The organism is Acidovorax sp. 62, from assembly GCF_002754495.1.
In the GTDB taxonomy this organism is placed as follows: Bacteria; Pseudomonadota; Gammaproteobacteria; order Burkholderiales; family Burkholderiaceae_C; genus Acidovorax.
This window is the reverse complement of the sequence record NZ_PEFJ01000001.1, coordinates 1,840,336-1,862,329: the sequence shown is the minus strand read 5'-3', so window position 1 is coordinate 1,862,329 and position 21,994 is coordinate 1,840,336. Positions and strand designations below refer to the sequence as shown.

The 21,994-nt window shown below is 64.4% G+C and carries 20 protein-coding genes; 18 read left to right on the top strand and 2 right to left on the bottom strand.

Features of this window, described 5'->3' with window-relative positions; translation table 11 throughout:
- Positions 1–156: 156 nt before the first annotated feature.
- The 6 genes from purD to rng all read left to right on the top strand — a co-directional run bounded on the left by purD (position 157) and on the right by rng (position 6,629).
- A complete protein-coding gene (purD, locus tag CLU86_RS08310; protein ID WP_099741287.1) occupies positions 157–1,452 on the top strand; it encodes a phosphoribosylamine--glycine ligase in 1,296 nt (431 codons plus the stop codon).
- Positions 1,453–1,598: 146 nt separating this feature from the next.
- Positions 1,599–2,543 (top strand): oxygen-dependent coproporphyrinogen oxidase, encoded by a 945-nt coding sequence (hemF, locus tag CLU86_RS08305; protein WP_099741286.1) that lies wholly within the window; start codon positions 1,599–1,601, stop codon positions 2,541–2,543.
- 226 nt (positions 2,544–2,769) lie between these two features.
- Positions 2,770–3,663: a ribosome silencing factor gene (rsfS, locus tag CLU86_RS08300; protein WP_099741285.1), complete on the top strand. Its 894-nt coding sequence runs from the start codon at positions 2,770–2,772 to the stop codon at positions 3,661–3,663.
- A gap of 74 nt (positions 3,664–3,737) precedes the next feature.
- Entirely contained in the window at positions 3,738–4,205 is a 468-nt protein-coding gene (gene rlmH, locus CLU86_RS08295) for a 23S rRNA (pseudouridine(1915)-N(3))-methyltransferase RlmH (RefSeq protein WP_066690244.1), read from the top strand.
- A 265-nt stretch (positions 4,206–4,470) separates the two neighbouring features.
- Complete coding sequence (locus CLU86_RS08290) at positions 4,471–5,106, top strand: nucleoside triphosphate pyrophosphatase (RefSeq protein ID WP_099741284.1); 636 nt, start codon at positions 4,471–4,473, stop codon at positions 5,104–5,106.
- A 32-nt stretch (positions 5,107–5,138) separates the two neighbouring features.
- Positions 5,139–6,629 carry a ribonuclease G gene (gene rng, locus CLU86_RS08285; protein ID WP_099743441.1) on the top strand — a complete coding sequence of 497 codons (1,491 nt, stop codon included), beginning with the start codon at positions 5,139–5,141 and terminating at the stop codon, positions 6,627–6,629.
- 32 nt (positions 6,630–6,661) lie between these two features.
- Here rng and CLU86_RS08280 read toward each other — a convergent pair whose 3' ends face one another.
- Complete coding sequence (locus CLU86_RS08280; protein ID WP_099741283.1) at positions 6,662–7,270, bottom strand: glutathione S-transferase family protein; 609 nt, start codon at positions 7,268–7,270, stop codon at positions 6,662–6,664.
- Between the two features lie 94 nt (positions 7,271–7,364).
- On the opposite strand from CLU86_RS08280, the gene CLU86_RS08275 reads away from it, so the two are divergent.
- The gene (locus tag CLU86_RS08275; protein ID WP_099741282.1) at positions 7,365–8,318 is read left to right on the top strand and encodes a YafY family protein; all 954 of its coding nucleotides are present in this window, start codon (positions 7,365–7,367) and stop codon (positions 8,316–8,318) included.
- Positions 8,319–8,351: 33 nt separating this feature from the next.
- On the opposite strand, the gene CLU86_RS08270 is transcribed toward CLU86_RS08275, so the two are convergent.
- Positions 8,352–9,083 (bottom strand): TorF family putative porin, encoded by a 732-nt coding sequence (locus tag CLU86_RS08270; RefSeq protein ID WP_099741281.1) that lies wholly within the window; start codon positions 9,081–9,083, stop codon positions 8,352–8,354.
- A 172-nt stretch (positions 9,084–9,255) separates the two neighbouring features.
- Between CLU86_RS08270 and CLU86_RS08265 the strand changes: the two genes are divergently transcribed.
- The 11 genes from CLU86_RS08265 (at position 9,256) to CLU86_RS08220 (ending at position 21,950) form a co-directional block, all read left to right on the top strand.
- Positions 9,256–10,230: a magnesium and cobalt transport protein CorA gene (locus CLU86_RS08265; protein ID WP_099741280.1), complete on the top strand. Its 975-nt coding sequence runs from the start codon at positions 9,256–9,258 to the stop codon at positions 10,228–10,230.
- A 229-nt stretch (positions 10,231–10,459) separates the two neighbouring features.
- Complete coding sequence (locus tag CLU86_RS08260) at positions 10,460–10,558, top strand: potassium-transporting ATPase subunit F (protein ID WP_099741279.1); 99 nt, start codon at positions 10,460–10,462, stop codon at positions 10,556–10,558.
- A 1-nt stretch (position 10,559) separates the two neighbouring features.
- Positions 10,560–12,365: a potassium-transporting ATPase subunit KdpA gene (gene kdpA, locus CLU86_RS08255; RefSeq protein ID WP_099741278.1), complete on the top strand. Its 1,806-nt coding sequence runs from the start codon at positions 10,560–10,562 to the stop codon at positions 12,363–12,365.
- Positions 12,366–12,374: 9 nt separating this feature from the next.
- A complete protein-coding gene (gene kdpB, locus CLU86_RS08250) occupies positions 12,375–14,474 on the top strand; it encodes a potassium-transporting ATPase subunit KdpB (protein WP_099741277.1) in 2,100 nt (699 codons plus the stop codon).
- A gap of 10 nt (positions 14,475–14,484) precedes the next feature.
- The gene (gene kdpC / locus CLU86_RS08245) at positions 14,485–15,057 is read left to right on the top strand and encodes a potassium-transporting ATPase subunit KdpC (protein WP_099741276.1); all 573 of its coding nucleotides are present in this window, start codon (positions 14,485–14,487) and stop codon (positions 15,055–15,057) included.
- Positions 15,058–15,093: 36 nt separating this feature from the next.
- On the top strand, positions 15,094–17,865 hold the full coding sequence (locus CLU86_RS08240; protein ID WP_099741275.1) for a DUF4118 domain-containing protein: 2,772 nt from the start codon (positions 15,094–15,096) through the stop codon (positions 17,863–17,865).
- An 8-nt stretch (positions 17,866–17,873) separates the two neighbouring features.
- Positions 17,874–18,578: a two-component system response regulator KdpE gene (kdpE, locus tag CLU86_RS08235; RefSeq protein WP_099743440.1), complete on the top strand. Its 705-nt coding sequence runs from the start codon at positions 17,874–17,876 to the stop codon at positions 18,576–18,578.
- Positions 18,579–18,788: 210 nt separating this feature from the next.
- Positions 18,789–19,088 carry a hypothetical protein gene (locus tag CLU86_RS08230; protein WP_143226687.1) on the top strand — a complete coding sequence of 100 codons (300 nt, stop codon included), beginning with the start codon at positions 18,789–18,791 and terminating at the stop codon, positions 19,086–19,088.
- Between the two features lie 87 nt (positions 19,089–19,175).
- Positions 19,176–19,298, top strand: coding sequence for a hypothetical protein (locus CLU86_RS23200; RefSeq protein ID WP_255408830.1), 123 nt, complete (start codon positions 19,176–19,178; stop codon positions 19,296–19,298).
- Positions 19,295–20,413, top strand: coding sequence for a peptidase C39 family protein (locus CLU86_RS08225; protein WP_233194887.1), 1,119 nt, complete (start codon positions 19,295–19,297; stop codon positions 20,411–20,413). The genes CLU86_RS23200 and CLU86_RS08225 overlap by 4 nt, the downstream gene beginning before the upstream one ends.
- Before the next feature lies 1 nt (position 20,414).
- On the top strand, positions 20,415–21,950 hold the full coding sequence (locus CLU86_RS08220) for a RimK family protein (RefSeq protein WP_099741272.1): 1,536 nt from the start codon (positions 20,415–20,417) through the stop codon (positions 21,948–21,950).
- Positions 21,951–21,994: the final 44 nt, after the last annotated feature.

Sequence of the window (21,994 nt, the reverse complement as noted above, 5' to 3'; positions counted from 1 at the left end):
GCCGGCGTAGGCCCTTGCGCGGTGGCACTGGCCTTGGCCGCGTCAGTTGCATCCTCCTGTTTGCGATGCGCGGTTCAGTGAATATCTGAGATTAATCCGGAATTTTGGCGGTCGGCAATAGTGCATTGCAGCGCCAGGATTTCACTAAAGGTTCCTATGAAAGTACTTGTGATTGGTGGCGGCGGCCGTGAACACGCAATGGCCTGGAAACTGAGCCAGTCGCCCAAGGTGACGAAGGTGTACGTGGCCCCAGGCAATGGCGGCACGGCTTTGAACCCCAAGCTCGAAAACGTGGCCCTGAGCGATGTGCGCGAGCTGCGCCAGTGGGCCCAGGCCGAGAAGATCGCCCTGACGGTGGTGGGCCCCGAGGCACCGCTGGCCGCGGGTGTGGTGGACGAGTTCCGCGCCAATGGCATGCGTATTTTTGGCCCCACCAAGGCGGCAGCGCAGCTGGAAAGCTCCAAGGCTTTCTCTAAGGCGTTCATGCGCCGCCACGGCATCCCCACGGCCGACTACGACACCTTTACCGACCCGGCCGAAGCCCACGCCTTTGTGGACCGCCTGGGCGCGCCCATCGTCATCAAGGCCGATGGCCTGGCCGCTGGCAAGGGCGTGGTGGTGGCCATGACGCTGCAAGAAGCCCACGACGCCGTGGACTTCATGCTGGTGGACAACAAGTACGGCGTGGCGCACAACGAGGGCGGTGCGCGCGTGGTGATTGAAGCGTTTTTGGAAGGCGAAGAAGCCTCCTTCATCGTGCTGTGCGATGGCAAGAACGTGGTGGCCCTGGCCACCAGCCAGGACCACAAGCGCCTCAAGGACGGCGACGAAGGCCCCAACACCGGCGGCATGGGCGCGTATTCGCCTGCGCCCGTGGTCACGGCCGATGTACATGCCCGCGCCATGCGCGAAATCATCCTGCCCACCATCCGTGGCATGGAAAAAGACGGCATCCCTTACACCGGCTTCTTGTACGCAGGCTTGATGATCGATGCCAAGGGCCAGCCCAAGACGCTCGAATTCAACTGCCGCATGGGCGACCCAGAGACCCAGCCCATTCTGATGCGCCTGAAAAGCGATTTCAGCGATGTGATGGCCGCCGCCGCCGATGGCAAGCTTGACCAGCTGGAGCTGCAGTGGGACCGCCGCACCGCCTTGGGTGTGGTCATGGCGGCGCACGGCTACCCAGACAGCCCACGCAAGGGCGATGTGATCACCGGGGTGCCGCTGTTCAACGAGTCGGACACGGCTTTGGACCATGCCGTGGTGTTCCACGCAGGCTCCACGTTGGAGGATGGCCAGTTGAAGGTGTCTGGCGGCCGCGTGCTGTGCGTGACGGCGCTGGCCGACACCGTCAAGCAAGCACAGCAAAAGGTGTACGAAGTGGCCAAGAACATCCAGTTCGACGGCGCGCAGTACCGCACCGACATTGGCTACCGCGCTGTGAAGTGATGCCTCTTTTGCCGCTACGGCGTCCCTCGCTCAAGGGGCGCCGCGGCGGCAGGGCTGTTTTTGTTCGGCGCCTTGGAATAGGTTCTTGTGCCTGCGCTGCGCCAGTTTGCGGGTGTGCCTGGCACCCCGCGCAACGGACCACCAAAATGCAACAACCCGGATTGAACCCCGCCACCACCGTGGCCACTGTGCGCAGCTACTTGCTGGGCCTGCAAGCGCGCATCACCGAAGCGCTGGAGGCTGTGGAAGGCGAGGGCGGGGCGCGCTTTTTGGCCGATGCCTGGAGCAAGCCACCGGGCGAGCCGCTGCAGGGCGATGGCGTCACCAAGATCATGGAAGGCGGCCGGGTGTTCGAGCGCGCAGGCTGTGGCTTCAGCCATGTGCGGGGCCCGCAACTGCCACCCTCGGCCACGCAGCACCGGCCCGAGCTGGCGGGTGCACCGTTTGAGGCCATGGGCGTGTCGCTGGTGTTCCACCCGCGCAATCCCTATGTGCCCACGGTGCACATGAATGTGCGCATGATTGCGGCCGGCCACCCTGGACAGGCGCCGACCTGCTGGTTTGGCGGTGGTATGGACCTCACGCCGTACTACGGATTTGAGGAAGACGCCGTGCACTTTCACCGCACCTGCCGCGATGCGCTCAGCGCCTTTGGTGACGACAAGTACCCGCGCTTCAAGCAGTGGTGCGACGAATACTTCTACCTCAAGCACCGCAGCGAGCAGCGCGGTGTGGGCGGCGTGTTCTATGACGACTTTTCGGAGCTGGGCTTTGAGCAGAGTCTGGCGATGACGCAGTCGGTGGGCGACGCCTTCCTCAAGGCCTACCTGCCCATCGTGAAAAAGCGCCAGGACACGCCCTATGGCGAGCGCGAGCGCGACTTCCAGCTCTACCGCCGGGGCCGTTATGTCGAGTTCAACCTGGTGTGGGACCGGGGCACGCACTTTGGCCTGCAGTCGGGCGGGCGCACCGAGTCGATCCTGCTGTCCATGCCGCCGCTGGTGGCCTGGTCGTACCAGCGCCAAGCCGAGCCGGGCTCGCCCGAAGCGGCCTTGATGCAACAGTTTTTGGTGCGGCGCGACTGGCTGTAGCCAGTGCACTGCCGTGTTTTAGGGAATGCCAATCAGGGGTCTTGAACCCCGCCACGGCCCAAAAGCTATAATTTCAATAGCTGGCAGCGCTTGATCTATAAGCGCAAGAGGCCAAAAACACCTATTAACGCCTCTGCGCCCGTGCGCAACACCCAAGGCGTAGCCCCTCTGGCTGTGCGCTGCGTTGCGCGCTATATTGATTCCACCCTTTCTACTTCTCTGCCTGATGACCACCTCCACCAAATCGGAAACCGCTGCCAAAAAAGACGTGACCAAGCTCCAGCGTGCCATCGTTGATGGCCTGGAAGACGTCAAGGCGCAAGACATCCAGGTCTTCAACACCGAGCACCTGTCGCCGCTGTTTGAGCGGGTGATCGTGGCATCGGGCACCTCCAACCGCCAGACCAAGGCGCTGGCCGCCAGCGTGCGCGACGCCGTGAAGGAAGCGGGTTTTTCCAAGCCCCGCATCGAGGGTGAAGACAACGGCGAATGGATCATCGTGGACTGCGGCTCGGCCGTGGCGCACATCATGCAGCCCGCCATCCGCCAGTACTACCGCCTGGAAGAACTGTGGGGCGAAGTGCCCGTGCGCCTGAAGCTGGGTGCTGCCAAGCCGTCTTCCACGGCAGCCGCCGATCTGGCCGACAAGAAGTCGGCCCAGAAGGCTGCCAAGTCGGATGCGAAGACTGCAGCCAAGAAAGCACCCGCCAAAAAGGCGGCGGCTGCACCTGCAGCGCCTGCCCGCTCTGGCAAGGCCACCGTGAAGGCTGTGGCCAAGACCGCCGCTAAAACAGCTGCAAAAGCGGCACCGGCCAAAACCGCTGCCGCCAAGCCCACAGCCAAAGCCTCCTCCAAGACCACCGCTGCCAAACCTGCCAACAAGGCAGCAGGAACCACAGCCGCCAAGAAGCCCGCAGCCACCAAGGCACCGGTCAAGACCGTGGTCGTCAAACCTGTGGGCGCCAAGAAGCCTGCGGCCAAGAAGTCGCCCGCCGCCAAGGCCCCCGCACGCGCAGCGGCCAAGCCTGCTGCAAAAACCGCAGCCAAGGCCGCACCGAAAGCTGCAGCCAAGTCTGCTGCAAAGCCCGCCGCCAAAAAGGCCCCGGCCCGCAAGGGTTGATGGGCCTGCGCGCTGCGCACCCAGAGTGTCTGGGCGCGTAGCGCGCTGTCTTTTTCACGCACCCAGGTTGATCCATGAAGCTGCTGATTGTTGCCGTCGGGCAGCGGGTGCCCGATTGGGCACAAACCGCCTACGACGACTACGCCAAACGCTTTCCGCCGGAGCTCAAGGTGGAGCTCAAGGCCGTTAAAACCGAGCCACGCGGCTCCAAGACGCTGGAGACGCTGTACGCCGCCGAGCGTGAGCGCATCGAAGCCGCCATCCCACGCGGCACTCGCGTGGTGGCACTGGACGAGCGCGGTACCAACCTCACCACCAAGGCCCTGGCAGACCGGCTCAAGGGTTGGCAGCTGGGTGGCGACGACGTGGCCCTGGTCATTGGCGGCCCCGATGGGCTGGACCCAGCCTTTCGCCAGGCGGCACACGAACGCATCCGCCTGTCGGATTTGACGCTGCCCCACGCCATGGTGCGTGTGCTGCTGATCGAGCAGCTGTACCGGGCCTGGTCGGTGAACGCTGGGCACCCTTACCACCGCGAGTGAGGCGTGCGTGCTTTGCGCTGGCTTACAAATTGCTCTTGTTTTTATAGCTGCTAGCGCTTGATGGATAAGCGTTCGGGAGTCTCTGCACGTATCATCGCGTCGTGCGCATCTGCGGTCTCGGGCGGTCTGCGTTGTTGCAAGTACTCGCAATAGCTACGGCTATTGCTGCGTCTTGCGCCTAGCGGCCCATCCCGATCCGCAGCGCACACTTACCGCTCGATTCGTGCAGAGGCTCCCTCAGCCGATTTTTTTTCAAAATCTGTTCATGCCCGACTTCATCTACCTCGCCTCCCAAAGCCCACGCCGCCGCCAGTTGTTGGAGCAACTGGGCGTGCGCCATGAGCTGCTGTTGCCCAACGTTCAGGGCGATGTGGTCGAAGACGCTGAGGGCATCGAAGCCGTGTTGCCCGGCGAAAGCCCGGACGACTACGTCATGCGCGTCACCGGCCTCAAGCTCGATGCCGCTGTGGCCCGTTGCGCCCGCCGTGGGCTGCCCTCAGCCCCCATCCTGTGCTCCGACACCACCGTGGCGCTGGGCCCCACCATCTACGGCAAGCCCGACGATGCCGCCCATGCGGCGCGCATGCTGGCCGAGCTGTCGGGCCAGACGCACCGGGTGCTCACAGCGGTGGCCGTGCAGGCGGGGCAGGGTGGGCAAGGCGCAGTGGCCCAGCGGCTGCAGGCTTTGTCGGTGTCTGAGGTGACCTTTGCATCGCTGACCCCGGCGCAAATCACCGCCTATGTGGCCACGGGCGAGCCCTTGGGCAAGGCCGGGGCCTATGGCATTCAAGGCGCAGCCGCTGCCTTCATCCCTGTGCTGCACGGCAGCTATTCAGGCATCATGGGCCTGCCTATGTTTGAGACGGCCCAGCTGCTGCGCTCCATCGGTTTTGCTGTCTAAGTCCTCACTGCATTCACACCATGGCCGCCTCCATCCAACAAGACATTCTGATCAACTGGTCACCCCAGGAAACCCGCGTGGCCGTGGTGGAACATGGCGCAGTGCAAGAGCTGCACCTGGAGCGCACGCTCGAGCGCGGGCTGGTGGGCAACGTCTACCTGGGCAAGGTCTCGCGCGTGCTGCCGGGCATGCAGTCGGCCTTCATCGACATCGGCCTGGAGCGTGCGGCCTTCTTGCATGTGGCCGATGTGTGGCACCGCCAGCCCGATGGTGAACCACCATCGTTTGCCCGCAAGACCGAGCCGCAACTGCCCATTGAAAAGCAGGTGTTCGAGGGGCAGTCGCTCATGGTGCAAGTCATCAAGGACCCCATCGGCACCAAAGGCGCGCGGCTGTCCACACAGATCAGCATCGCGGGCCGCCTGCTGGTGTTTTTGCCGCAGGACGACCATGTGGGCGTGTCGCAAAAGATTCCGCCTGCCGAGCGCGATGCCCTTCGGTCTCGCCTGCAGGCCCTGGTGGGTGACAAGTCCACGGGTGGGGGCGGTGGCTTTATCCTGCGCACCAACGGCGAAGACTCCACGGACGAAGAGTTGGCCGAAGACATCGCCTACCTGCGCAAGACCTGGGCGCGCATCAAGGAAGCCTCGCTCAAGCTGCCTGCGGGCTCGCTCTTGCACCAGGACCTGGATTTGCTGCAGCGCGTGCTGCGCGACCTCGTGGGTGATCACACGCAGACCATCCGTTTGGATTCGATGGAGCAGTTCCACCGCCTGCGCGCGTTCGGGCAAGAGTTCATGCCCGCCGCCGCAGGCAAGCTGCAGCACTACAAGGGCGAGCGGCCGATTTTTGACCTGTACTCCATCGACGAAGAAGTGGCCAAGGCCCTGGGGCGGCGCGTGGAGCTGAAGTCGGGCGGCTACCTCATCGTGGACCAGACCGAGGCGTTGACCACCATCGACGTGAACACCGGTGGCTACGTGGGTGCCCGCAATTTCGACGACACCATCTTCAAGACCAACCTGGAGGCCGCGCAGGCCATTGCCCGCCAGCTGCGCCTGCGCAACCTGGGCGGCATCATCATCGTGGACTTCATCGACATGGTGCGCGAAGACCACCAGCAGGCCGTGCTGTCCGAGTTCAAGAAGCAGCTCGCGCGCGACCGGGTCAAGACCATGTCATCTGGCACCTTCTCGCAACTGGGTCTGGTGGAGATGACGCGCAAGCGCACCCGCGAGTCGCTCGCCCACATGTTGTGCGAGCCTTGCGAGGCCTGCCAGGGCAAGGGCAGCGTGAAGACCGCGCGCAGCGTGTGCTACGACATCCTGCGCGAGATCCTGCGCGAAGCCCGCCAGTTCAACCCGCGCGAGTTCCGCGTGGTCGCCTCGGCGCGGGTGGTGGAGCTGTTCCTGGACGAAGAAAGCCAGCACCTGGCCGGCCTCTCGGACTTCATCAAAAAGCCCATCTCGCTGCAAGCCGAAAGCGCAATGGGGCAGGAGCAGTACGACATCGTGCTGCTGTAGGTGGCCGGGCTGCCCGTTTGGCAGCCTTTGCTTCAGGCCTCGATCTGCATGGCAGGCCGGGCTTGTACGCGTGTCAGCCAGGCCTGCACATGCGGGTGTGCATTGACGGGCGCGCACAGGAACACGCTGTAGCCCAGCACCGATCCCACCACCAGGTCCACCAGCGAGTAGTTGGCGCCCAACATCCAGGGTTGTGTGGCCAGCCGCGCATCCAGCAGCTCCAACAATTCGTTCAGCCCGTGCATGACGGCTTCGGCTTGGGTGGTGCTGCGCCAAACTCCTTCGCCCTGGGTGGCCACGTGCAGGCGGCCCACCAGCGCGCCATAGGTCACATAGGACCAAGTGCACCACGACAGCGCCTGCAGCGCCTCGGGCGTGCCGGCGGCAGGCCACAGGCCACGCTCGATGCCGTAGCGGTGGCCCAGCCACAGGTGGATGGCCAGGGCCTCGAACATGGGCGCACCGTCCACCGTCAGCGTGGGGACCTTGCCGTTGGGGTTCAGGGCGAGATATTCGGGGCGGCGCTGCTCGCCGGTGCGGATGTCGATCTTCACGCGCTCGTGGGGCACGCCCAGCTCGGTGAGTGCGCAGGCAATCGGGGTGGCGCTGGACATGGGGTGCCAGTAAAGGACGATGGACATGGAAAACTCCTTGGTCGTGGTGGAAGAAAAGGTGGAGTCACTGTAAGAACCATTGCGGACAATTTCAGTCCTCGATTCAACGTACAGTGGCGGCATGCTCAGTTCTTCCACACGCCTGTTGCGCCTGCTGTCCCTGCTGCAAACCCGCAGCCACTGGATGGGCCCCGAGCTGGCCGAGCGGCTGGAAGTGCATCCGCGCACGCTGCGGCGCGACATCGATCGCCTGCGCCAGCTGGGCTACCCGGTGCAGGCCAGCAGTGGCGTGGCGGGCGGCTATGCCTTTCGCGCGGGGCAGGCGTTGCCCCCGTTGCTGCTCGACGATGAAGAAGCCCTGGCCGTATCTATTGCGCTGCGCACCGCCACTGCGGGTGCCGTGGGCGGCATTGAAGAGCCCGCCTTGCGTGCCTTGGTGAAACTGGAGCAGGCCATGCCTCTGCGGCTGCGTGAGCAGGTGGACGCGTTGCGCTCCACCATCCTGCCGCTGGACCGCACCGGGCCCGTGGTGGAGGCCTCGCTGCTGGCCACGCTGGCATCGGCCTGCCGCGACCAGTTGCGGCTTGGCTTCTCGTACGAAGACGGCAAGGGGCGCGCTACCCAGCGCTCGGTGGAGCCGCAGGGCGTGGTGCACACTGGCATGCGCTGGTACCTGGTGGCCTGGGACTGCGACCGTGGCGACTGGCGCACCTTTCGCATCGACCGCATGGTGGCAAAGCCCGAAGTCGGCGCGCATTTTTCACCGCGCCCCGGGCCGGACGGCGGCGACCTCAAGGCGTATGTGTCCCGCTCCATCACCGCAGCGCCGCACCCCGACCAGGCGCGGGTGGTGCTGCATGCCCCTTATGCAGAAATGGCGCGGCGCATTCCGCAGTCGGCCGGTGTGGTCACGACGCTGGCCAACGGGCAGCAGTGCCAGCTGGAATGCGCGGCCAGCGATGCACTGGTGTTCTGGCTCATGGCGCTGGATGTGGAGTTTGAGGTGCTGGCGCCCGCGTCGCTGCAGGAGCGGCTGCGCGTGGCGGGGGAGCGGGCGTTGCGGTGCACGTTGTGAAGGCGTGCGACAGGCACCCGATGAGTAGGAGGGCTACAGGGTTTTGGTCAGCGTGACAATCACGCGCGATTTGTTGACGTGGCCGAAGAAGGCCTTTCTGTTGGCGCCGACCACGGCCGCACCCAGCGACAGGCCACCGCCGAAGTCATACGCACCGCCCAATTGGTAGTCCATGTAGTTGGGTACGCCCAGGTCCTTGATGTCGCTGGCAAAACGCGTGAAGCCCACCGAGGCCTTCACGGTGATGCTGGGCGCCACTTCTTGGGCAAAGCCGAAGTTCAGGTAGCCCGTGTTGCGGCCCTTCAGGCCCGAGCCGGACTTGGCGCCGGCAAAGCCGAAGTAGTCCTTGGAGAGGGTGTGCGAATACTTGGCGGTGAAGGGCCCCATGGTGGCCGCGCCATACAGCTCGGTGGTATTGCCGTTGCTGTTGCTGGGGTAGATGTAGGTCTGCGCGCCCACGTCGAAGTCGGCGTCTGCAGCCTTGAATTTGTAGCCGCCATACAGGTCGGATTCGAGCGAATTGTTGGCCAGCCAGTCCACGCTGGAGTTCCAGTTGCCCACGTACCAGCCGCTGTCGCCAAAGGCGTAGTCTAAGCCGCCTTGCAGCGCGGGCTTGATGGCCTTGGCCTTGGTGGCATCCTGGTCCTGGCCACGGAACTTGTAGTTAGTGGTCAGGCTGACGTTGCCGGTGAGCTGGGCACTGGCTAGCGTGGGCAGCGCGGCCAGCAGGGCGACGGCGAATACTTTGGAAGAAGCGGGATTCATGGCAGCAAGTTTTGAGAAAAAGACAAGAGCGCAAGCGTAGAAAAGCCTGCGTATAAAGTTCGCAAAAATTGCAGCCCACCCCGTAAATGTTGCGCAAGCCCGTGGGTGCGGGGCGTGGTGGCAATGGCAAGATCGCTGGCATCTTCAAGTCTGTGTTGCAAGGAGTGCTACGGTGTTGATCAATTGTGTTGTTTACGAGAATGGCACCAAGCTGGCCGACATCCCCGTCAGCGAGATTAGCGAGCACATGTCGCTGCCTGGGTGTTTCGTGTGGGTGGCCTTGCAGGATGCAACGGCCGAAGAACTGGATGAGCTGCAGGCCGAGTTCGGCCTGCACCCATTGGCGGTAGAAGACGCCCGGCATGGCCATCAGCGGCCCAAGGTCGAAGAGTACGCATCCTCCCTCTTCGTGGTGCTGCACTTGCTCGAATCCAGCGGTGCTGCCGACCCGGTGTCACGGCTTGGCGAACTCAATGTTTTTGTTGGCAAGAACTATGTGGTGTCGGTGCGCAACCGCAGTCAACGTGGCTTTGTGGATGTGCGTGCACGCTGCGAGCAGGAACCCGAGCTATTGCGCAATGGGCCGGGCTTTGTGTTGTACGCACTCATGGATGCGGTGGTGGACCGCTACTTCCCCGTCATTGATGCGCTGGAGGTGGAGCTGGAAACCATCGAGCAGCAGATTTTTACGCAAGGCGCTGCGCGAGCCAGCATCCGGCGGCTGTATGAACTCAAGCAGCGCCTCACGGTGCTCAAGCATGCGGTGGCACCGTTGCTGGAAGGGACGGCCAAGCTGCACGGCGGGCGTGTTCCGCAGATCTGCATGGGCTCGCAGGAATACTTCCGTGACGTGGTGGACCACCTGAGCCGGATCAACACCTCGATTGACTCCATTCGCGACACGATCGGCACCGCCATCCACGTCAACCTTTCCATGGTCACCATCGAGGATGGGGAGGTCGTCAAGCGCCTGGCCGCATGGGCCAGCCTGTTCGCCGTGTGCACGGCATTCGCGGGCATCTGGGGCATGAACTTCGATAGCATGCCCGAGCTGAAATGGCGCTATGGCTATGCGGCGGCGCTGACACTCATCGCCGGCACCTGCGGTTATTTGTACTACCGTTTTCGCAGGGCGGGATGGTTGTAGGCGCTTCTGCGATCCGGCGTCTTGCTCTGGATTTTTACGCCGTTTTTACGGCTCTCCCTTCAGTCTGTGCACACTTTTTACGGCCACCTTCTCAGAATCAAACACCTGTTCTGATGCAGGAGTTGTCGATGGACGTGATATGGATGGCCGCACTGGCGGCGTTGTGGGTGGTCATGGCTGAGGCCGTGGTTTTGCTGGGCAAATATGGCCCGGCCAAGGGGGCGCGTTCATGATCGGCATGGAAGTGCTTTATGGCTTTGGCGCCATCGTGGCCCTGGTCTTGCTGGCCTATCTGGTGTTTGCGCTGATCTGCGCGGAGGAGTTCTGACATGGATACCTCTGCCTGGAGCCTGCTGGGGCTCTTCTTGATCGTGCTGGGCGTGCTGGCGTGGCCGCTGGGCAAGTGGCTGGCCGCAGTGTGTGAAGGCCGCCTGCCGAGGTGGATGCATGCCGCCGAAAAACCGTTGTACAAGCTGGCCGGGGTCGCGCCGGATCAGATGATGCATTGGCGCAGCTATGCGCTGGCGCTGCTAGCTTTCAATGCCATCGGCGCTTTTGCGGTGTATGGCCTGCAGCGTTTGCAGCACCTGCTGCCGCTCAATCCGCAGGGCATGGCCGCAGTGTCGGGTGATTCTTCTTTCAACACTGCCATCAGCTTTGTCTCCAACACCAACTGGCAGGGCTATGGGGGCGAGTCCACCATGAGCTACCTCACGCAGATGCTGGGCCTGTCGGTGCAGAACTTCTTCTCGGCGGCCACCGGCATCGCCGTGGCGTTTGCGCTGGCGCGCGGCTTTGCAGCGCGCAGCACCGATGGCCAGGGCTTTGTGGGCAACTTCTGGGCCGATGTCACGCGCATCACGGCATGGGTGCTGGTGCCCATCGCGTTTGTGATTTCCATGGTGCTGGTCGGGCAGGGGGTGATCCAGAACTTTGACGCCTACAAGGATGTGGCGACGCTGGAGTCAACGGCCTATGAAGTGCCGAAGCTCGACGCATCGGGCCAGCCGGTGGTGGGCAGCGATGGCGCGCCGGTGATGGAAGCCAAGACAAGCAACACCCAGACCCTGGCCATGGGCCCGGTGGCATCGCAGGAAGCCATCAAGATGCTGGGCACCAACGGAGGCGGCTTTTTCAATGCCAACTCCGCCCATCCCTATGAGAATCCGACGGCCATGACCAACTTCGTGCAGATGCTGGCGATTTTTCTGATTCCCGCTGCACTGTGTTTTGCGTTCGGCCGCGTTGTGGGCGACCAGCGCCAGGGCTTTGCGATCCTGGCGGCCATGACGGTGATGTTTGTGGTGGCCGTGATCGCTGTGGTTTCCGCTGAGAAAGTCGGCAATCCGCAATGGGTGGGCCTGGGCGTGGAGCAAACCGCCAGTGCCTTGCAAGCGGGGGGCAACATGGAAGGCAAGGAGGTGCGGTTCGGCATCAACGCGTCGGCCCTGTTTGCCGCCGTGACCACTGCCGCTTCATGTGGTGCCGTGAACTCCATGCACGATTCCTTCACGCCTCTGGGCGGTATGGTGCCGCTGGTGCTGATGCAGCTGGGTGAGGTGGTGTTTGGTGGCGTGGGCACGGGCCTGTACGGCATGCTGGTGTTCGCCATCCTGGCGGTGTTCATGGCGGGCCTCATGATTGGCCGCACGCCGGAGTACCTGGGCAAGAAGATCGAGGTGCGCGAGATGAAGCTCACCTCGGCGGCCATCCTGGTCACGCCCATCCTGGTGCTGGTGGGTACGGCAATTGCCGTAGCCACGGATGCGGGCAGGGCGGGCATCGCCAACCCGGGCGCGCATGGGTTCTCTGAAATTTTGTATGCGCTGACCTCGGCCGCAAACAACAACGGCAGCGCCTTTGCAGGCCTGTCGGCCAACACACCGTTCTACAACGTGCTGCTGGGGCTGGCGATGTGGCTGGGCCGTTTTGGCGTGATCGTGCCGGTGCTGGCCATTGCGGGTTCGCTCGCGGCCAAAAAGCGCTTGCCTGCCACGGCGGGCACCATGCCCACGCACGGGCCGTTGTTTGTCACGCTGCTGATCGGCACCGTGCTTCTGGTGGGTCTTCTCAACTACGTGCCCTCCCTGGCCCTGGGTCCGATGGTGGAGCACCTGATGCTCCGGGTTCAGTGAGGTATGGCAATGACCAAGAAAAAAACTTCTTCCATTTCGCTGCTGGATGCAGCACTCATCAAGACTGCGCTCTGGGGAGCGCTGGCCAAGTTGAGCCCGTTTGTGCAGTGGCGCAACCCGGTGATGTTCATCGTGTACATCGGCAGCATCTTCACCACGCTGCTGTGGCTGCATGCACTCAATGCGCCAGAGGACGCCAGCATGCGCCCAGCGTTTGTGCTGGCCATCACGGTCTGGCTGTGGTTTACCGTGTTGTTTGCCAACTTTGCCGAGGCGCTGGCAGAAGGTCGCAGCAAGGCGCAGGCAGCCTCGCTGCGCGGGCTGCGCAAGGAGACCTGGGCCAAGAAGCTCAAGGAGCCTGTGCACGGCGCTGCATTTTTGCCCGAGCTGGCCACCAACCTGCGCCGGGGAGACGTGGTGCTGGTGGAGGCGGGTGACGTGATCCCGCTGGACGGCGAGGTGATCGAGGGCGTGGCCTCGGTGGACGAGAGCGCCATCACCGGCGAATCGGCCCCTGTGGTGCGCGAATCCGGTGGTGATTTTTCTGCCGTCACTGGCGGCACCCGCGTGTTGTCGGACTGGCTGGTGGTGCGTGTGGCGGTGAACCCGGGCGAGTCGTTCCTCGACCGGATGATCGGCATGGTAGAAGCCGCCAAGCGCCAGAAGACGCCCAATGAGATCGCGCTGACCATTTTGCTGGTGGCATTGACCATCGTGTTCCTGGTCGTCACCGTGACCCTGCTGCCGTTCTCGATCTTCAGCGTGCAGGCGTCGGGCGCGGGCACGGTGGTCTCGCTGACCGCGCTGGTGGCGCTGCTGGTGTGTCTGATCCCCACCACCATTGGCGGCCTGCTGTCTGCCGTGGGGGTGGCCGGCATGAGCCGCATGATGCAGGCCAACGTGATCGCCACCTCGGGCCGTGCCGTGGAGGCGGCCGGTGATGTGGATGTGCTGCTGCTGGACAAGACCGGCACCATCACCCACGGCAACCGCCAGGCCAGCGCGTTTCTGCCAGCGCCGGGTGTGTCCAAAGACCGCCTCGCGCGCGCCGCGTTGCTGGCATCGCTGGCAGATGAAACGCCTGAAGGCCGCAGCATTGTGGAGCTGGCCCGCCGCGCTGGCGTGGAGGGCCAGAACCCGCAGGGCGTCAAGCTGGTGCCGTTCACAGCCCAGACCCGCATGAGCGGCGTGGACCTGCCCGCAGGCGAAGGGCAGCCCGAATCTGCTGTCACCATGCTGCGCAAGGGGGCGGTGCTGGCACTTGCCAAACATGTGGAAGCCCTGGGCGGCAAGATGCCGCAGGAAGTCATGAGCGCGGCCGACCAGGTGGCCTTGCGGGGCAGCACGCCCCTGGCGGTGGCCGATGGCAGCCACGTGCTGGGCATTGTCGAACTCAAGGACATCGTCAAGGCGGGCATCAAGGAGCGCTTCATCGAGCTGCGCCGCATGGGCATCAAGACCGTGATGATCACCGGCGACAACAAGCTCACGGCGGCGGCCATCGCAGCCGAGGCGGGGGTGGACGACTTCCTGGCGGAAGCCACACCCGAAGACAAGCTGGAGCTGATCCGCAAGTACCAGGCCGAAGGCCGCCTGGTGGCCATGACCGGCGACGGCACCAACGATGCCCCCGCGCTGGCCCAGGCCGACGTGGCTGTGGCCATGGGCAGTGGCACGCAGGCCGCCAAGGAAGCCGGCAACATGGTGGACCTGGACTCCAACCCGACGAAGCTGCTAGAGGTGGTGGAGACAGGCAAGGCGCTTTTGATGACACGCGGCTCGCTGACCACCTTCTCCATTGCGAACGACGTGGCGAAATATTTCGCGATCGTGCCGGCCATCTTTGTGTCCACCTACCCGCAGCTGTCCGCGCTCAACGTCATGCAGCTGGCAAGCCCGTCGTCCGCCATCCTGTCGGCCGTGATCTTCAATGCGCTGGTGATCGTGTTCCTGATTCCCCTGGCACTGCGCGGCGTGCGCTACCGCCCGGTGGGCGCGGCTGCGCTGCTGCGGCGCAACCTGGCCATCTATGGGCTGGGCGGGCTCTTGGTGCCGTTTGTGGGCATCAAGCTGATTGACTGGATACTTGTGGCCGTCGGGCTGATCTGAGGAGATTCTGATGAAAAACATTCTTCGCCCCGCGCTGGTGCTGTTTGCCTTGTTGAGCGTGTTGACCGGCTTGCTCTACCCGTTGGCCGTGACGGGCGCTGCCCAGGCCGTGTTCCCCAAGGAGGCAGCTGGCAGCCTGGTGCAGCGCAATGGCCAGGTGGTCGGTTCGACGCTGATCGGCCAGAGCTTTACCGACCCCCAGCATTTTTGGGGTCGTCCATCCGCAACGGCGCCCATGCCGTACAACGCGGCTGCGTCTGGCGGCTCCAACCAGGGGCCGCTCAATCCGGCGCTGACTGATGCCGTGAAAGCGCGTGTGGAAGCCCTGCGCGCGGCCGACCCCGGCAACACGGCCCCCGTGCCGGTGGACCTGGTCACCGCCTCTGCCAGTGGCCTGGACCCGCACATCAGCCTGGCTGCGGCGCAGTACCAGGCAGGGCGCGTGGCGCGCGCCCGCAACCTGCCGGTGGCCAGCGTGAACGCCGTGATTGGCCAGCACGCGGAGCAACCCTTGTGGGGGCTGCTGGGTGAACCCCGGGTGAACGTCCTTGCGCTGAACCTGGCCCTCGATAGCTTGCGCTGACGTGCGCTGACTTTTGGCACCGATACTCGTTGATGCATGACTGACATCCAGCGCCCCGACCCCGACGCCTTGATTGCGCAACTGCGTGCCCAGGAAGCGCAGACCCAGCGGGGCAAGCTACGCATCTACTTTGGTGCCAATGCCGGGGTCGGCAAGACCTGGGCCATGCTCAGCGCCGCGCAGCGCGAGCGGCGCGCCGGGCGCGACATCCTCATCGGCGTGGTGGAAACCCATGGTCGCGCGGAAACCGCTGCGTTGCTGGACGGGCTGGAATCCCTGCCCCTGAAGCAGGTGGAGTACCGGGGGCGGAGCCTCTCCGAGTTTGACCTCGACGCAGCCCTGGCCCGCAAGCCCGCCATCTTGCTGGTGGACGAACTCGCGCACTCCAACGTGCAGGGTTCCCGCCACGCCAAGCGCTGGCAGGATGTGCAGGAGCTGCTGGTCGCTGGCATCGACGTGTGGACCGCACTCAATGTTCAGCATCTGGAGAGCCTGAACGGCACGGTGGGGGCCATCACCGGTGTGCGCGTGCACGAAACGGTGCCCGACACCGTTCTGGACAACGCCGATGAAGTGGTGCTGGTCGATGCCACGCCCGACGAGCTGATCGCCCGCCTGGGCGCTGGCAAGGTCTACGTGCCCCAGCAGGCCGAACGTGCGGCGCAGAGCTTCTTCCGCAAGGGCAACCTGATCGCCTTGCGCGAGATCGCCCTGCGGCGTACGGCGGAGCATGTGGAAGACGATGTGCTGGGCTGGCGGGTGGAGCAGTCGGGGGCTTCCGGCAGCCGCGTGGCCAGTGCCTGGAACACCTCGGGCAGCATCCTGGCCTGTGTCGGGCCCCACGAAGACGCGGCACAGACAGTGCGCACAGCTGCCCGCCTGGCGGGGCAGCTCAACGTGAAGTGGCATGCCGCCTATGTGGAGACGCCAAGGCTGCAGCGCTTGGGCGCAGCCCAGCGCGATAAGATTCTGGCCGTGCTGCAGCTGGCGCAGGAGCTGGGTGCCGAAACGGCCGTGCTCACGGGCGACCGCGTGGCGCCCGCCCTGGCGGCCCAGGCGCTGCATCTGAACTGCGCCACCCTGGTGCTGGGGCGCCCCGCCGCGCGGGTGGGGTGGCGCAAACTTCTCGCCTCCAAAGGTGTTGCGCGCGAGTTGGCCGAACGGGCGCCTTCGCTCGACATCGTCGAGGCAGCGCATGCGGGCAGTTCGCGGCGCCTTCCACAGGTGCTGTGGGACCGCAACCTTGGCCTGGATGATGATGGGGATGTGGGCGAGCACGGTGCAGGGCGTTATCACTGGCAAGGGTTTTTGTGGGCGCTGGGCGCCAGCATTGCCGTCACGGTGCTGGCGACACCGCTGCATGGTTTGCTGGAGCTGACCAACATCGTGATGCTCTACCTGGTGGGGGTTGTCGTGGTGGCCATGCGTTTTGGCCGCGTGCCCGCGGCCATGGCGGCTCTGCTGAATGTGCTGGCGTTCGATTTCTTCTTCGTCTCGCCGCGCCTGTCGTTCGCGGTGAGCGATGTGCAGTACATCGTCACTTTTGCGGTGATGCTGGGCGTGGGGCTGCTGGTGGGGCAGCTCACCGCCGGGTTGCGATTTGCCGCCGGAGTGTCGATCAGCCGGGAGCGGCGGGCCCAGTCTCTCTTTGAGCTCACACGCGAGCTGTCCGCAGCGCTGGAGACCAGCCAGGTTATCGAGATTGGTGCGGCGGCCGTGCAGGGGCATTTTGGGGGCCGCGCCGTGGTGGTGGCGCTGGACGCGTCGGATCGCCTTCAATACCCTGATGACCTGCCGCCGGGTTTTGACAAAAGTGTGGCGGACTGGACGTTGCGCCAGGGCCAGAGCGCGGGCCTGGCCACCAACACCCTGGCCGCACAGACCTGGCGCTATGTGCCGCTGAAGGCCCCCATGCGTGTGCGTGGCGTGCTGGCGCTGGAGCCTGTGCAGCCCCGCTGGCTGCTGATCCCCGAGCAGGCGCAGCAGCTCGACACCCTGGCCCGGCAGATCTCCATTGCCCTGGAGCGTGTGCACTACGTGGACATTGCGCAGCAGGCCGTGGTGGACATGGAGTCAGAGCGGCTGCGCAATGCCTTGCTGGGTGCGGTGTCGCACGATGTGCGCACCCCCCTCACGGCCTTGATCACGCTCGCCGAAACGCTGCAGAGCGCGCCGCCGCAAGAGACAGACGCCGTGGCCAAAGCCATCGTGCACCAGGCGCACCAGCTCAATGCGCTGGTCAGCAACCTGCTGGACATGGCGCGGCTGGAGAGCGATGTGTCGGGGCAGGCCGTCAATCTGCGGCGGGACTGGCAGTCTGTGGAAGAGGTGGTTGGCTCTGCCATCCGCGCCGCCAGGCCAGCGCTGGGCGACATGCCCGTGCGCACTGAGTTGCCCGCCGACCTGCCGCTGGTGGAGTTTGACCCTGTGCTCATCGAGCGCGTGCTGGTCAACCTTCTGGAGAATGCGGCCAAATACGGCGCGGGGCCGGTGGTGGTGAAAGCATCCACCACAGACAACATGCTGGTGCTGAAGGTGCGAGACCATGGCCCAGGCTTGCCAGCTTCGGTGCGGGGCAGGGAGCACACCCTGTTTGAAAAATTCACACGGGGGCAGACGGAATCGGCAACCCCGGGTGTAGGCCTGGGCCTGGCAATCTGCAAGGCCGTCGTGCAAGCGCATGGCGGCACAATTACTGCTGCCAGTGTGGAAGGGGGCGGCGCGGAGTTCACGTTCACCATTGCGCGGCGCGAGCCTCCGCCGGTCCCCGGTTTTGATGATGTGGAGCGGGGCGTTTCTGCCCCTTGAAGAAAGCGATGCAGATACGTACCGTTTTGGTGGTCGAGGACGAACCACAAATTAGGCGCTTCGTGCGCAGTGCGCTGGAGGCCGAGGGCTGGCAGGTGCATGAGGCCGGGACTCTGCGCGAGGGCCTGTCCGCCGCTGGCACCCGCCAGCCAGACCTGCTGGTGCTGGATCTGGGACTGCCTGATGGCGATGGCGTGGAGCTGATCCGCGATGTGCGGGGCTGGTCTGCCGTGCCCATCATCGTGCTGTCTGCGCGCAGCGACGAGGCGGACAAAATTGCTGCGCTCGACGCGGGTGCGGACGACTACCTCACCAAACCCTTTGGCACCGGCGAGCTGCTGGCGCGGGTGCGGGCCAATCTGCGCAGGCCCCGCGCCGCCACCGGCAACGGGCTGGTGCAGGAGGCGGCGGAGCCCGTGTTCCATTTCGGCGATGTTGAAGTGGACCGCAGTGCGCGCCTGGTGCGCAAGGCTGGCGTAGAGGTGCACCTGACCCCCACCGAGTACCGCATGCTGATGGTGCTGGTGGCCAACGCAGGGCGGGTCATTACCCAAAAGCAGCTGCTGCGCGAGGTGTGGGGGCCCATGCGATCGGACCAGAGCCACTACCTGCGCATCTACATGGGGCACCTGCGCCAAAAGCTGGAGGCCGACCCCGCGCAGCCCCGCCACCTGCTCACCGAGTCTGGGGTGGGATACCGCTTGGCGGTGTAGCGCTGGCGCCTGCCCGACGCACCCGCGCAGGTGCGTGCCGAACCCCGGTGCATTGACGGCGATTTGATGGTTGCCCCCGCATTTTTTACGAACGATTTACGCCAGATTTCCTAGACTGAAAGCATGTTCAACACCGGCCACAAGCGCTCTGTTCAGGGCCTATGTGGTGAAAACATGCTCAAGAATTGCCCCAGTATCGGATTGCACCGGGTGTCCCTGTTGCCTCTGTGTGAGAGCGATGGCGACCCCACCGCGTTGGTGCTGGTTTCGTTCATCACGCCGTATGCCGATGGGCAAAACCTGCGTGCAACGCTGCAGGCTTTGCTGGGGCGGCAGCTGCGCGGCTACAGCCTGGCGTTCGACGTGCCCCGCCACATGGCCAAGGGCACTCTCTACATCCTCCGGTGCGACTTGGAGCGCGCTACGCGTTGCCTGGCCTCTGGTCTGCCCCAGCTCGAAATCGGTTGTGCGGCCAGTGTCTCGTGTGCGGGGGCGCTTTCATGCCATTGAGCCATTGCAGTGCGCAAAGGTGCCAAACCATTGAGGCTGGCTCTGTGCGCAGCGCCCTGCGTGGCGTGGGCCTGGAGCTGCTGCGCCATGGCTGATTGGATCGCGTTGCTGATGGCCGTGCTGGTGCTCGTGGTTCCGATCGGGGTGGGTTGGGTGGCATTGGAGCTGTCTGATCGCAAGGCGCAGCGGCCCCGTGGGGACAGCCCGTGAAGCGACAACCATCGATGGACGTGCGGGGCGTCGCACTGGCTGGCCCTGCAGATCTGCCCGCACTGGAGCAGCTGGAAAACGCCGCGTTCTCCAGCGACAGGATCTCGCGCAGGAGCTGGGGGCGTCTGTTGTTGAGCCCCTCGGCCCGCGTACTGGTGGTCCGATCCGGACAGACATTGGGTGGGACCTGCGTGGTATTGCGCCGCGAAGGATCGTCTGTGGCACGCCTGTACTCCATTGCGGTGGCGCCTTCCATGCGGCGCGCGGGCGTGGCTACTGGGTTGCTGGCAGCGGCGATCCACGGTGCGCGTGATGCGGGCTGTGCGGTGCTGCGGCTGGAGAGCAGGGCTGGCAACCTGGCGGCGCACCGTCTGTTTGCGCGCCACGGCTTTGTGCACACCGGTTGCAAACCCGCTTACTACGACGATGGCGAAGAGGCCCTGTGCTTTCAGAAGGACCTGTTCGATGGCGCATTGGCTCAGGCGGGTGCGCCGCACCAGGTGCGCCACTATGCACAGACGCTGGATTTCACCTGTGGCCCGTGTGCCTTGCTGATGGCGATGTCCGCCATGGACCCGGCCATGCCGGTAAACCAGGCGGCCGAGATCCGACTGTGGCGAGAGGCCACCACGGTGTTCATGGCTGCCGGCCATGGCGGATGTGGGCCTTTTGGGTTGGCGCATGCCGCGCTGGCCCATGGCTTTGAGGTGTCTGTGTATGCGGCTGCCGGTGCCTCGTTGTTCATGGACAGCGTGCGCGACCCCTGCAAAAAGGATGTGATCCAGTTGGTGGAAAACGACTTCAGGGCGGCACTGGAGGCGCGCCAGGTGCCTATCCATGCGCGGCCGGTGTCGCCCGACAGCGTGATCGAGCAGCTGCGGGCGGGGCGCCTGCCCATTGTGCTCATCAGTTTGTGGCGGTTGCATCGGCAGAAAACGCCACATTGGGTGGTCATCACGGGCTTCGACGGTGCGGTGTTTCGTCTGTTGGACCCCATGGTGCGCTCCGGCGATCCAGATGGCGGTGTGTCCATCAGCTGGAGCGAATTCAAGAAGGTTGCAAGGTACGGCCGCCGTGGTCGTACCGCCGCAGTCGTTCTTTCTGGAAAGAAATAAGTTGTCCTCAGAACATGTCATCGTGGTGGAGAAGCTGGCTGACTTCCGATGGAGCCCGCCCGACATCAAGGTCATCACGGCAGAGCAATTCGTTGCAGAGCAGCCGCTGCACCGTGGGCGCCTGCGCAAGGTCACCAACCTGTGCAGAAACTACGGCTACCTCAGCATGGGCTACTACTGCTCGCTGCTGGCCGAGGCGCGTGGTGACCGCGTAACGCCCAGCGTGGACACCATCCTGAGCTTGCAGCGCAAACGCATCGAGCCATCGGCGCTGGCGCAGCTGAACCGTCTGCTTGGCCCGATGAAGGAGATACCGCGCTCGGTGAACACGCTGACGTTGCATGTCTTCTTCGGGATCATGGACGACCCGGCGCTGGCGGCCTTGGCTCGCAAAAGCTTCGAGCTGTTCCGTTGCCCGCTGATGGAGCTCACGCTGGAGCGGCAGGAGCAGTCGGCCCACTGGCAGATCGGTGGCCTGCAGGCGCTCGACCTGCGCGATGTGGATGTCGCGCGCGATGAGGTCTTCGTGCAGGCGCTGCGCCAGTACACACGGCGCAGCTGGCGCCCCCTGATCGCGATGCCCCAGCCGCGCATGGATCTGGCCGTGCTGCACGACCCCCACGACAGCCTGCCGCCGTCCAACCTCAAGACACTGCGCAAGCTGGTGGACGTGGGGCAGCAGATGGGCATTGCCGTGGAACTGATCGAGAAGAAGGACCTGTCGCGCCTGACCCAGTTCGATGCGCTGTTCATCCGGGAGACCACGGCCGTGACGCACCACACCTTCCAGTTTGCGAGGAAAGCCATGGCGGAAGGCATGCCGGTCATCGACGACCCTGCGTCCATCCTGCGTTGCACCAACAAAGCCTTTCTGGCGGAGCTGCTGCGTGAACACGCCATTGCCACCCCGCTCACGCACATGGTCAGTCGCCGCACGCTGGCGGACATGCAGCACCGGCTGACTTACCCCGTGGTGGTGAAGGTGCCAGACGGAGCGTTCAGCCGCAGTGTGAAGAAGGCAGAGAGCTTTGAGCAACTGCAGGCCATCGCCAAAAACATGCTCAAGGAATCGGAAATCATCCTCGTGCAGGAGTTCATGTACACCGACTTCGACTGGCGCATCGGAGTGCTGGCCGGGCAGGCCCTGTTCGCGGCGAAATACTTTATGTGCGACGGGCACTGGCAGATCCTGCAGCACACCGCCAATGGCAAGTACACCGAAGGCCGGGTCCAGGCCGTGCCGCTCGACCAAGTGCCCCCGCAGGTGCTGGCGGCGGCAGTTAGCTCTGCCCGACTGGTCGGCCATGGTTTTTATGGCGTGGACCTCAAAGCCACGGCGTCCGGGGTGTACGTGATCGAGATCAACGACAACCCGAACCTGGATGTGGGGGTGGAGGACGCAGCCCTGGGCGATGGGTTGTACCGCGTGCTGCTCATGCACTTCCTCAAGCAGGTAGAGCAGCGGTTCAGTGCCCACAAGGCGGGCCCCCGCATGGAACGCCAGACTACCTTGAGCCTGGCAGTGGCTGCGGTGTAGGCCCTTGTTCTTTCCGCGTGTATGCCGCCAGTGGGCGGTTGCAA